Raw genomic sequence first — 11,371 nt, 5'->3', positions numbered from 1 at the left:
CCGTGCGAGCGGTTCGCACGGGGGCCGCGGGCGGCGCGGACGCCGACGCCTCAGGCGGTGGCCGCCTTCAGCGCGATGTCGGTGCGGTGCTGGCCGCCCTTGAGGGAGATCCGGTCCACCGCGGCGTACGCGCGCTCGCGCGCCTCGGCCAGGTCGGCGCCGGTGGCGGTGACCGACAGGACGCGGCCGCCGGCGCTCAGCACCCGGCCGTCCTCGCCCGCCTTCGTCCCGGCGTGCAGCACGAACGCGGTGCCGTCCGCCTCCGCCTCGGCCAGGCCCTCGATCGGGTCGCCGGTGCGCGGGGCGGCCGGGTAGCCCTCGGAGGCGACGACCACGGTGACGGCCGCGCCCTCGTCCCAGCGCAGCGGCTCCAGCTGGTCCAGGGTGCCGTCGGCGGAGGCCAGCAGCACGCCCGCCAGCGGGGTGCGCAGCCGGGCCAGCACGACCTGGGTCTCCGGGTCGCCGAAGCGGGCGTTGAACTCGATCACCCGGGTGCCGCGAGAGGTGAGTGCCAGGCCCGCGTACAGCAGGCCGGAGAACGTGGTGCCGCGGCGGCGCAGCTCGTCCACGGTCGGCTGGAGGACGCTCTCCAGGACCTCCTCGACCAGCCCGGCGGGCGCCCACGGCAGCGGCGAGTAGGCGCCCATGCCGCCGGTGTTGGGGCCCTCGTCGCCGTCCAGTGCGCGCTTGAAGTCCTGGGCGGGCTGGAGCGGGACGACGGTGGTGCCGTCGGTGATCGCGAACAGCGAGACCTCGGGGCCGTCCAGGTACTCCTCGATGACCACGCGCTCGCAGGCGGCGGCGTGCGCCAGCGCGGCCTCGCGGTCGGAGGTGACCACGACGCCCTTGCCGGCGGCCAGGCCGTCGTCCTTGACCACGTACGGGGCGCCGAAGGCGTCCAGCGCCTCGGCGGCCTCGGCGACGGTGGTGCAGACGTAGGAGCGGGCGGTGGGGACGCCGGCCGCGGCCATCACGTCCTTGGCAAAGGCTTTCGAGCCCTCCAGCCGGGCTGCCGCGGCGGACGGGCCGAACACCGGGATGCCGGCCGCGCGGACGGCGTCCGCGACACCGGCGACCAGCGGGGCCTCCGGACCGACCACGACCAGGCCGGCGCCGAGCCGGCCGGCCAGCGCGGCGACCTGCGCACCGTCCAGCTGGTCGACCGGGTGGACCGCCGCGACCTGTGCGATCCCGGCGTTGCCCGGGGCACAGTGCAGTTCGGTCACTGCGGGATCTTGGGACAGAGAGCGGCACAGGGCGTGTTCGCGGGCGCCGCCGCCGATGACGAGGACCTTCACGCCTGGCAGCGTAGTCGGTGGCCTGTTCCGGCCGCTCTCCGGTCCCGTCGGATCCTCCGGGGGAAGAGCCCCGTACGCCGGGCGCGCCGGAGGATCCTCCAAGCCCGGCCGGGCCGGTTCGGCGGTGGGTGGTCGGGTCACGACTCCGGGTCACCGGACCCTCGCTCGGACGGGTGAAATCTCGCCGCCCCCCGCAACCCGCCCACCTCGGGTTCCGGTGGCCGAAACCAGTAACGATCAACGGAGAAGCGCCCCCACGGTCAGCCATTTGGCGGTAAGAAGTGCTGTTGGAGAACCACCGGCGGACACCACGTCAGCCGTTGCGCCGACAGACCCAGCAGTCCGCCCGCCACAGGGAGCCCCACAGGTGAGCCAGCCGGAAATGCAGCCCGAGGAGAGTGCCTGGGGCAAGGAGATCGGTGAGGAGGACCAGCCCGCCGCCGCCGTCGTCCGACGAGCCTCCATCCGCCACCGAGCCGATCTGAGCACCCGCCAGTTCCCCCTCGGGGACTGGGGCGAGCCCGCCGAACGGCTGGAGGAGCTCTACCGCTGGTCCGAGGAGCGGGCGGTCGAGGCGATCGAGTGGTACCGCCGGGACCGGATCTGGAAGCGCCGCTGGGCGCGCCTGCTGAGGTTCGGCGCGGCCGGTTTCGCGGCGGGCGGGGTGGTCGCCCCGCTGGTCGACCTGGCCGGCGCCTTCGCGCACGGCACCAGCTGGGGCTACGTCGGCTTCGCACTCTCCGCCACCTGCCTGGCCGCCGACCGGGTCTTCGGCCTCACCTCCGGCTGGATGCGGGACGTCTCCACCGGGCAGGCGTTGCAACGCCGCCTGGAGGCCTTCCAGTTCGACTGGGCGTCGGAGTGCGTGCGCGAGGTGCTCGGCCCGACCGAGGGCACCGCGGGCGAGGCCGCCGAGCGCTGCCTGGGTGTGCTGCGCCGGTTCTGCGAGGACGTCTCGGACATGGTCCGCTCCGAGACCTCGGAGTGGATGCTGGAGTTCCGCGCCTCGATGACCCAGCTGCCCACCCAGTCCGGCGGGGCCTGGGGCGGGCGCAGCGAGCCCGGGGTGGGTGCCCAGGTGCGGGTGCTGCCGCCGCCGGGCACCCGGCCCACCATGCCGCGCCAGCGGCCGCCGGAGGGGCCGCTGCGGTAGTGCCCGGAGGTCAGGCGAAGACGATCATCGAGCCCTGGGTGACGCTCCTGGTCGCCGCCGCGTACAGGCCCGACCAGGCGTGCCGCTCCCGGGCGAAGGGGTGGACGTCGTCGATCGGCGGCCCGAACGGCTGCTCCAGGCCGGTCGGGCCGAGCGGCCGGGTCGGGCCCGGCGGGTTGAACGGGTCGATGCCCAGCGCCGGTGCGACGGCCTGGAGTTCGCGCAGCAGCCCGTGGCTGGAGCCGAGCGGGCCGCCGGAGGCGAGCAGCGTGTCGTCCACCAGCGGCACCGCGAACTCGACCGGCACGTACGCGCCGGCGTGGTCGAAGTGCCAGACCAGGTGCGACTGTTCGGCGCTGCTCTCGAACATCTCCAGCAGCTGCTCGTAGTCGCCGCCGAGCGCGTCGACCGGGGTGATGTCCAGTCCGGTGAGGCCCAACAGGTAGGCGCGGCGCAGGAAGTGCAGCGAGTCGTAGTCGAACGCGGCTATCGGCTCGACCGCACCGCTGATGCCCGGGACGAACCGGTAGACCGGCACCTCGGGCAGACCGCGTGAGGCCAGGACCGAGTTGTAGAGCGTGAGGTCGTCCCGGAAGGGGTTGTCGGGGCTGTGGCTCAGCGCGTCCACCAGCGGGACGAGCCAGAGGTCGCAGGCCATGACCGGCAGTTCCTCTCCGGAGGCGGGGATCGCCCGCGGAGACGGGGCGACGACGGGGGCTGGGTCGGTACCCTGACGGCCCTTTCGTGGGGCGCCCGGTAACGACGCCCGCCACCCTACCGGCCCGGTGCGGCGTGCGGGTCGGGCCGCCCCCGCGGGGCCTCCGGCGGCGGCCCGGGCAGCCGTCGGCCGAACCGGCCGTACGGCGTCACGCGCGGCTGCGGCACCAGGCCGAGGCCCAGGCCCAGCTCACGGCCGAGTTCCCGGCCCACCTCGTCGCTGCGGCGGCTCCGCTCGACGCGTCCCGCGCCGGGCCCGGCGGCCGGCTCCGGCGGGGCCGCCGACGCGGGCGGCGGCTCGACGGGCGCCGCCGGCGGCTCCTCCCCGACGGCCTCGGTGAGCAGCCCCAGGACGGTCACCGACTCCAGTGACCGCCCGGCCAGCCCGGCCAGCAGCCGGACGGTGTACAGGTTGTACTCGCAGATGATCCGGTGCGCACCGGCCGGATCGCCGGCCTCGATCGCCTCGACCAGGTCCGGGTGGCGTTCCCAGCAGACGCCGCCCAGCACGGGCAGCTCCCGCAGGTAGGGCGCGGCGAACATCCAGGACTGCACCCGCAGCCAGTCCAGGTAGTCGGCGATCCGGCGGTTGCCGAGCAGCCCGCCGACCTCCTGCCAGAACCGGCGGTCGCAGCCCACCATCACGTCCAGGTTGCCGGCCCGGGCGGCCCGCACCGCCGCGTCGGCCCGGCGGTGCAGCGAGGGCAGCCGGCTGAGGTCGGGCAGCGCGCGGCGGGTGGCGTACTGGCGGTGGAAGCTGTCGGTGATCAGCACCCGGGACTCGAAGATCTCCAGGAAGTCGTCCCAGCCCAGCTCGGGCACGGTGAAGCCGCGGTGGTGCTCGGCCCGCAGCAGACCCTGCGCGCCGAGGTCGACCAGGGCCTCGCGGGCCGGGGTCGCGGAGACGCCGTACAGCTCGGCGATCTCCTTGACGGTGAAGTTGCGGCCGGCCGCGAGTCGACCGGCCATCATCTCCTCGCGCAGCGCGCCGGCGATCTGCTCGCGCAGGCTGTTGCGGTGGATGACGGGGCGGGGGGTGTCGCCTGCGCCGTTGTCAGGCATGGGCGCGACCTCCTCGGGCGGCCTACCGTGCCGGCCCTCGTACGGGCCGGCGGGGAACACGACGAGTGCTCATCTTCTCAAACCCGACCGGCCCAGGTACGAACCAACCCTCCCGGAACGCCGTCCACCGCGCCCCGGCCCCTCCCCGGCTCAGCGCTGGACCGGCGCCGGGATCCCCAGCAGGCGGTCCCGCAGCACCGGGAACTCCGCCCGCGCCTTCGCCACCTCGGCCGGGTCGAACTCGACCGTCAGGACCTGCTCGCCCGCCCCCGCCTCGGCCAGCACCCGGCCCCATGGGTCCACCACGATGCTGTGCCCGGCCTGCTCGACCCCGGCGTGCGTACCGGCGGTGTTGCAGGCCAGCACGAAGGCCTGCTCCTCCACCGCCCGGGCCCGGGCCAGCAGCGTCCAGTGCTCGCGCCGCCGGGCCGGCCAGGCCGCCGGGACCACCAGCAGCTGCGCGCCGGCGTCCAGCAGCGCCCGGAACAGCTCCGGGAAGCGCAGGTCGTAGCAGGTGGCCAGGCCCAGGGTGGCGAAGTCGGTGGGCGCGGTGACGATCTCCTGCCCGGCACCCATCACCACCGCCTCGCCGCTGTCGAAGCCGAACCGGTGGATCTTGCGGTAGGTGTGCACCAGCTCCCCGTCCGGGGAGAACACCAGCGAGGTGTTGTAGATCGGCCCGTCCGGATCGCGCTCGACGATCGAACCGGCGTGCAGCCAGACCCCGGCGGCCCGGGCCGCGGCCGACATCACGTCCGAGGTGGGCCCGTCCAGCGTCTCCGCACCGTCCGACCAGAGGTCGTAGGCGAAACCGCCGAGCGGCCACAGCTCCGGGAGCACCACCAGATCGGCGCCCTGCTGAGCCCGCACCAGGGCCGCCGCCCGAGCCCTCCGCTCGGCGGGCGGTTCCACGTCGGAAACCGCGAATTGGATCAATGAAGCGCGCACAGTACCACCGTCCACGGCAAGAGACCTACGATCGTCACCCGAAAGCGCTGCCCAGCTGTCTCCCGGCAGCGTAACGTGCGGTTAGCGTGTGCGCCCGGAAAGCCGGACCATCCCGGTCGGCCGTGACGGCGGGGCACAGGCGGCAAGGAAGCTGACGGAGGGCCGGAGATTCCCGTGACGGACAACCAGACCGTGCAGGCTTACACCGAGGCGTGGACCCAGACCATCGAGTCCATATCGGAGCTGGTCGCCCGCCTTCCCGAGGACTCCTGGAACCGGGCCACCGAGTGCCCGGGCTGGTCCGTCCGGGACGTCGTCTCACATGTGATCGCGGTCGAGTCCGACCTGCTCGGCGACCCGCGCCCGATCCACTCGCTGCCGCGTGACCTCCGTCACGTGACCACCGAGTTCGCCCGCTACATCGAACTGCCGGTCGACAAGCGCCGCTGCCACACCGCGCTGGAGATGACCAGCGAGCTGGAGTACACGATCATCCGCCGCTCCCGGGCGCTGCGGAACGCCAAGCAGACGCCCGAGGAGCCGGTGCGCTGGCCGGCCGGGCCGCTGGCCAGGGACGTCCCGTACCACGAGCTGCTGCGGATGCGGGCCTTCGACGTCTGGGTGCACGAGCAGGACCTGCGCCGGGCCCTGGAGACCCCGGGCAACCTGGACGCCCCGGCCGCCCTGATCACCCGGGACCTGCTGCTGGAGCTGCTGCCCAAGGCCGTCGCCACCAAGGCCGGGGCCCCGGCCGGGACGACCCTGGTGCTGGACGTCACCGGCCCGGTGGAGTTCCTGCGCACCGTCCGGGTGGACGCCACCGGCCACTGCACCGTGGACGAGTCGATCAGCCTGGCCCCCGACGTCCAGCTCACCATGGGCTGGGAGACCTACCTGCGGCTCGCCTGCGGCCGCGGCCGGGCCGGCCACGTCTCCGTCGAGGGCGACCGGGAACTGGCCGAGCGGGTGCTGGCCAACTTCTCGGTCACCATCTGAGCCGGCGGGCACCACCCGGCGTACACGCACCAGCGCGCGCCGGGTCGGCGCGACCCGTGCGTCCGTGCGTCAATCCGGCGCCGACACCTCACCCGTTCGAACAGGCGAACCGTCGATATGCGCTCGGTATGCCTCACTTCACGTGAGGCATACCGCGTTTCCGCAGGTGGGAAGCCCTACGGGTTTGTGGCCATGACCTTCCGCCGCAGCCTGAGGATCATCGCCGTCCCCACCGCCAACGGGACGTACTGCCAGCAGAACGCCCAGCGGAAGGCGGTGGCCGAGTACGCGCCGGCGCCGTCCGGGGAGAGCGCGTCCAGCAGCACGCCGATGCCGAACAGGGTGATCATCGTGCCGATGAAGCCGCCCATGTTGACGATCCCGGAGGCGGTGCCGAGCCGCTCCGCGGGATTGCGGGCGCGCGCGTAGTCGAGGCCGACCAGCGAGGCCGGTCCGTTGCTGCCCATCACCAGGATGATCCCGACCAGCAGCCAGGTCGGCGGATGGCCGCCGGGCCAGGCCAGCACCAGCGCCCAGCCGAGCGCGGTGGTCACGACGACGGTCAGCACGATCGGCATCCGGGCCCGCGCCGAGGCGGAGAGCAGCCGGCCGAAGACGAAGCCGAAGGTCATGTTGCTGAGCACCAGCAGGGTCAGCAGCCCGCCGGCCCCGGCCCGGGACATGCCCTGCGCCTGCACCAGGTAGGGCAGGCCCCAGAGCAGGCCGAAGGCGTTGCCGGGGAACTGGGTGGTGAAGTGGATCCAGAGCCCGAGCCGGGTGCCCGGCTCCCGCCAGCAGGCGAGGACCTGCCGGCCGACCTTCGGCCGCGCCGCCCGTACCGCGTCGGGCCGTACCGCATCCGCCCGTACCGGGTCGGGCCGTACGGCGGGCTCCTGGTGGGGCGGCGTGTCCTGGAGGAAGAGCGCGACCAGCGCGAACACCACCACGCCCAGCAGGGCGATCGCGGTGAAGGTGGGCGTCCAGCCCTCGCTGTGCAGCGCCCGGGCGAGCACCACGGTGGTGACCAGGTTGCCGCCCATCCCGGCCAGGCCGGTCAGCTGGGCCACGAACGGGTTCCGGGCCGCCGGGAACCACCGGGCGGCGATCCGCAGCACGCTGATGAAGGTCATCGCGTCACCGCAGCCGAGCACGGCGCGAGAGGCCAGCGCGGGGCCGAAGGCGGAGCTGAACGCGAAGGCCAGCTGACCGGCGCTCAGCAGCAGGACACCGAGCAGCAGCACCCGGCGCGGCCCGAACCGGTCTACGAGCAGGCCGACCGGGATCTGCATGGCCGCGTAGACCAGCACCTGGAGGATCGAGAAGGTGGAGAGCGCCGAGGCGCCGATGCCGAAGCGGTCGGCGGCGTCCAGTCCGGCCACGCCGAGGCTGGTGCGGTGGATGACGGCCAGGATGTAGACGCTGACGCCGATGGACCAGGCCAGCCAGGCCGCACGACCGCCGGGCGGTGCGGGCGCGGGTGCGGTCACAGGCACAGGTGTGGGGACGGCCGGGGGCTCGGCCGTGGATCGGGGAGCGGGGACGGACAGGGACGGGGCTGAACGATCGGGCTCCACGGTCATAGTCCGACCAGACTAGTCATCCCATGATTGGACGCCCAGATCCGGGCGGTGCGAACCGGGCGTCAGCCGGTCAGCGTCCAGGACACCGAGCGGGTCATGTAGCGCTCCCGGAAGGCCTCGTCCCGCACCCAGTCGGTGGTGTCCCGGACGGTCGCCGTCACGGTGGCCGTCCGGCCCGGGGCCAGCTCCAGCCGGGCGGTGTCCAGCCAGGAGTCGTCGGCGGGCTGCGGCGTCACCGGGACGCCGTCCACCGTCCACTCCACCTTCAGCTGCCGCGGGCCGGTCAGCGGCAGCGGCCGGACGTCGAGCCGGGGCCGCCCGGCCACCTCGCCGGGGGCGGGCATCGGGTCGTCGGTCGGCCGGACCTTGCGGTACAGCTCCTCGATGATCGCCTCCCGCGAGGGGAGGTTGTACGCGCTGCCCAGAGTGCGCATCACCGAGTCCTGGGTGGGCCGGTAGAGGCCGTTGACGCTGCGGTACGCCCCGATCACGCCGGCCCCGTCCGGGGACTCGGCGCCGAGCCAGCGCCACCACTTGGTCTGCTTCCTGCGCATGTCGTCGGCGTTGAGGGTGGCGAGGTTCGGGTAGTCGGCGTCGTCAGGAGCGCTGTCGTACTCGTCGCCGAGATCCCCCACGGTGTGCCCGATCTCGTGCTGGATGATCCGCCCGGCGTCCGGGCTGCCGCCCGCGAGGGTGGTCACCCCGGTACCGCCGGCGCCGCCGTACTCGGCGGAGTTGGCCAGCGCTATCAGGTACTGCGGCCCGGCGCCGGTGCCCGCGTACCGCGCGGTGGTGGCCTCGTCGGCGCAGAGCAGCCGGGCGGTGCCCTCGCACCAGAAGTGCATGCCGAGCGGGGTGGCGGTCTTGCGGCCGCGGCTCTCGGACTCGGCGATCCCGGAGACCGGGGAAACCACCTCGACCCGCCTGATGTTGAAGAAGCCCTGGTAGGTGCGGAAGGGCTCGATGTCCATCAGCGCGTGCCAGGCCCTGTCGGCCTGCTGCCGGAAGAGGTCCTGCTCGTCGGCCGTGTAGCCGTCGCCGAGCAGCACCAGGGTGATCCGGTTGGCCGGGTCCCCGGTGCGGCGTATGTCGACGGTCGGGGCGGCCTCGGATGCCTGCCGGTCGGCGCGGAGGGCCGTGTGCGGCGGCACCGCCCGGTCGGCCGGCGCCCCCGGCCCGATCACGCCGAACGGCGAGGGGCCGGCCAGCTCCACGGCGGCAGGGAGGGCGGCGACGGACACCAGCACGAGTGCGGCCACACTCCGGACGAGACGGCCAGGGTTGCCACGCGGCATACGGGTGCGTCCTCCGGGCTCCGGTCACCCGGCGTCGCCCGGGTGGTGGAGCGGAGACGTACCCTGACCGATGGGGCTCCCCTATCCGGCCGCGTAAAAGTCACCGACCTGGCCCAACGATCCGGACCTTCCGGATCATTCATGTCATACCAACCACCACCTGAGTGGCCCCCCGAAGCCCGCCGAAGAGTCCCGAAAACTTTTCGGAACTCGCCTGCAACCCCCTCCGGGGATGCGCGTCTGTACGGGTGAAGGCACGGAGAGCGAGACCGGCAGAGCCGGGGGGCGCTTCCGCTCGACAGGAGCGGGGCCGGTCGTCTTCACCCACTCACACCATCAGCACGATGACCCTGGGGAGTCACGTCATGCGCATGCCCGTTATCACCCGTTTTGAGAAGAACGACCGCGCACTCTCCCGTCGCCGCATCGCCACCCTCGCCGCCACCGCCGTCCTCGCCGGCGGCGTCCAGCTCCTCGCCACCGACACCGCCTGGGCCTGCGGGGAGAGCGCCACCACCACCCACGCGAAGACCACCGCGAGCGTTGCCGAGGCGCCCGCCGCCGACCACCAGGGCTCCTACCAGGCCGGGTTCATCATGACCCCGGGCAACCAGACCATCACCGCGGGCGGCCCCAAGGTCGAGGTCGGCGTCAGCGTCACCAACTTCACCGGCGCCCCGTACCAGAACATCTCCGCGCTGCTCGGGATCTACAACCCGGCCGCCGGCGGCCTGGAGGCCAAGGACGTCACGGTCGAGGTCGCCTCCGCGGGCGGCTGGAAGCCGGTCAAGCTGGTCCACGGCGGCTGCGACCCGTCGCTGTACTCCGTCGCGTCCCCGGCGACCACCACCCCGCGCCTGGAGAACGGTCGGGCCGCGAACTTCCTGTTCCGGGTGGGGCTCTCCGCGAAGGCGCCCAGGGAGATGACCAGCCTCGTGTTCGTCGCCTCCGCGGGGGCCCCCGGCTTCCCGGAGAAGGGCGGCGAGTCCCGCGACTTCCGCGTGGTGCACACCACCGCCCCCGCTCCCAGCGCGAAGCCGACCACCCCGGCCAAGCCCAAGCCGACGCCCACCAGGACCGCCAAGGCCACCGAGCCCGCCGAGCCCGCCGAGCCCGTCGCCGACAGGACCAAGGACGCCGTCCCGGCCGTCCCGGCCGCCGAGGCCCCGAAGGCCAACGCCCCTGCCCCCGCCACCACGGCGCCCGCCGGCACCCCCGAACTGGCCCAGACCGGCTCCTCGTCCACCAACACCTTCCTCGCCCTCACCTCCGCCGCGTTCCTCGCCCTCGGAGCCGGCGTCCTGTTCGCCGTGCGCCGACTGCGCCGCCAGCACTGACCGACGGCCGACGGAGCCGAGCAGCCCTCGGCCCCGTCGAGCGAGAAATTCGAGAACTGCCTGCAACCCCCGTCGGGGATGCACGTCCATACGGGTGAAGGCACGGAGAGCGAGACCGGCAGAGCCGGGGGGCGCTTCCGCTCGACAGGAGCGGGGCCGGTCGCCTTCACCCACTCACACCATCAGCACGATGACCCTGGGGAGTCACGTCATGCGCATGCCCGTTATCACCCGTTTTACGAAGAACGACCGCGCGCTCTCCCGCCGCCGCCTCGCCACCGTCGCCGCCGCTGCCGTCCTTGCCGGCGGCGTCCAGCTCCTCGCCACCGACACCGCCTGGGCCTGCGGGGACTACCGGGTCACCGGCGCGTACGAAGCTCCGACCAACGTGCCCGGGCTCTCTCCCGACACCGCCATCACCTCGGCCAAGTCCTCGGTGGTCGCGGACGGAAGCTGGAACGAGGTCTCCCTCAAGGTCACCAACAAGGCCGGTGAGGACGCCCACGGCATGGAGCCCTTCCTCGGCCTCGTCACCCCGGGCTCGGGCGCCGCGGCCCGTCCCAAGGACGTCAAGGTGCAGTTCCAGGACTACACCGGCGCGTGGAAGAACCTCCAGCTGCAGGACGGCTGCTCCCGCGTCATCGACGTCACCGGCTCCCAGCGCCAGCGGATGGCCGCCAACAGCTCGGTGACCTTCAAGTTCCGGTACTCGCTGGCCCCCAGCACCCCCGTCGGCGTGACCACGATCAACCTCCTGGCCTCGACCGAGAGCGCCGGCTCCCAGGGGCCCGGCAACTCGGGCTTCAAGCCGGTCAAGGTGACCCACCCCCAGGACACCGCCGCCGCCGAGCCGACCACCCCGGCCAAGCCGAAGCCGACGCCCACCAAGGCCGCCGAGCCCGCCGAGCCCGTCGCCGACAGGACCAAGGACGCCGTCCCGGCCGTCCCGGCCGCCGAGGCCCCGAAGGCCAACGCCCCTGCCCCC

Annotated in this window: 9 protein-coding genes and 1 pseudogene; 4 read left to right on the top strand and 6 right to left on the bottom strand. The window is 73.5% G+C overall.

Translation table 11 applies throughout. The annotated features are described in order from the left end of the window. Positions 1 to 50 precede the first annotated feature (50 nt). The gene (gene purD, locus ACFU7Y_RS29270; protein WP_224284656.1) at positions 51 to 1,298 is read right to left on the bottom strand and encodes a phosphoribosylamine--glycine ligase; all 1,248 of its coding nucleotides are present in this window, start codon (positions 1,296 to 1,298) and stop codon (positions 51 to 53) included. A 367-nt stretch (positions 1,299 to 1,665) separates the two neighbouring features. Here purD and ACFU7Y_RS29265 point away from each other — a divergent pair, with 367 nt between their 5' ends. Further along, positions 1,666 to 2,451 (top strand): SLATT domain-containing protein, encoded by a 786-nt coding sequence (locus tag ACFU7Y_RS29265; RefSeq protein WP_224284655.1) that lies wholly within the window; start codon positions 1,666 to 1,668, stop codon positions 2,449 to 2,451. Between the two features lie 10 nt (positions 2,452 to 2,461). On the opposite strand, the gene ACFU7Y_RS29260 is transcribed toward ACFU7Y_RS29265, so the two are convergent. The 3 genes from ACFU7Y_RS29260 to ACFU7Y_RS29250 all read right to left on the bottom strand — a co-directional run bounded on the left by ACFU7Y_RS29260 (position 2,462) and on the right by ACFU7Y_RS29250 (position 5,178). Then, a complete protein-coding gene (locus tag ACFU7Y_RS29260) occupies positions 2,462 to 3,109 on the bottom strand; it encodes a hypothetical protein (RefSeq protein ID WP_224284654.1) in 648 nt (215 codons plus the stop codon). A gap of 116 nt (positions 3,110 to 3,225) precedes the next feature. Continuing rightward, positions 3,226 to 4,230: a GntR family transcriptional regulator gene (locus ACFU7Y_RS29255; RefSeq protein ID WP_380770195.1), complete on the bottom strand. Its 1,005-nt coding sequence runs from the start codon at positions 4,228 to 4,230 to the stop codon at positions 3,226 to 3,228. Between the two features lie 150 nt (positions 4,231 to 4,380). Next, complete coding sequence (locus ACFU7Y_RS29250) at positions 4,381 to 5,178, bottom strand: carbon-nitrogen family hydrolase (protein ID WP_380770194.1); 798 nt, start codon at positions 5,176 to 5,178, stop codon at positions 4,381 to 4,383. A gap of 174 nt (positions 5,179 to 5,352) precedes the next feature. Between ACFU7Y_RS29250 and ACFU7Y_RS29245 the strand changes: the two genes are divergently transcribed. Beyond that, positions 5,353 to 6,174 carry a maleylpyruvate isomerase family mycothiol-dependent enzyme gene (locus ACFU7Y_RS29245; protein WP_224282860.1) on the top strand — a complete coding sequence of 274 codons (822 nt, stop codon included), beginning with the start codon at positions 5,353 to 5,355 and terminating at the stop codon, positions 6,172 to 6,174. A 176-nt stretch (positions 6,175 to 6,350) separates the two neighbouring features. Here ACFU7Y_RS29245 and ACFU7Y_RS29240 read toward each other — a convergent pair whose 3' ends face one another. Beyond that, entirely contained in the window at positions 6,351 to 7,754 is a 1,404-nt protein-coding gene (locus tag ACFU7Y_RS29240; protein WP_380770193.1) for a nitrate/nitrite transporter, read from the bottom strand. Between the two features lie 62 nt (positions 7,755 to 7,816). Next, positions 7,817 to 9,013: a M64 family metallopeptidase gene (locus tag ACFU7Y_RS29235; RefSeq protein ID WP_380770192.1), complete on the bottom strand. Its 1,197-nt coding sequence runs from the start codon at positions 9,011 to 9,013 to the stop codon at positions 7,817 to 7,819. 401 nt (positions 9,014 to 9,414) lie between these two features. Here ACFU7Y_RS29235 and ACFU7Y_RS29230 point away from each other — a divergent pair, with 401 nt between their 5' ends. Both ACFU7Y_RS29230 and ACFU7Y_RS29225 read left to right on the top strand, forming a co-directional pair. Next, positions 9,415 to 10,386 carry an LPXTG cell wall anchor domain-containing protein gene (locus ACFU7Y_RS29230; RefSeq protein WP_380770191.1) on the top strand — a complete coding sequence of 324 codons (972 nt, stop codon included), beginning with the start codon at positions 9,415 to 9,417 and terminating at the stop codon, positions 10,384 to 10,386. Positions 10,387 to 10,597: 211 nt separating this feature from the next. Continuing rightward, a pseudogene (locus ACFU7Y_RS29225) lies at positions 10,598 to 11,371 on the top strand (hypothetical protein); the annotation flags it as partial.

The sequence above is a fragment of the Kitasatospora sp. NPDC057542 genome, assembly GCF_042801945.1.
GTDB lineage: Bacteria > Actinomycetota > Actinomycetes > Streptomycetales > Streptomycetaceae > Kitasatospora.
The sequence above is the reverse complement of the archived record's forward strand: the minus strand, read 5'-3'. Positions and strand labels throughout refer to the sequence as shown.

Excerpts from the sequence above, each read along its gene's own strand:
- ACFU7Y_RS29260 (WP_224284654.1), bottom strand. The coding sequence starts at position 3,109 with ATGGCCTGCGACCTCTGGCTCGTCCCGCTGGTGGACGCGCTGAGCCAC.
- ACFU7Y_RS29255 (WP_380770195.1), bottom strand. The coding sequence starts at position 4,230 with ATGCCTGACAACGGCGCAGGCGACACCCCCCGCCCCGTCATCCACCGC.
- ACFU7Y_RS29240 (WP_380770193.1), bottom strand. The coding sequence starts at position 7,754 with ATGACCGTGGAGCCCGATCGTTCAGCCCCGTCCCTGTCCGTCCCCGCT.
- ACFU7Y_RS29230 (WP_380770191.1), top strand. The coding sequence starts at position 9,415 with ATGCGCATGCCCGTTATCACCCGTTTTGAGAAGAACGACCGCGCACTC.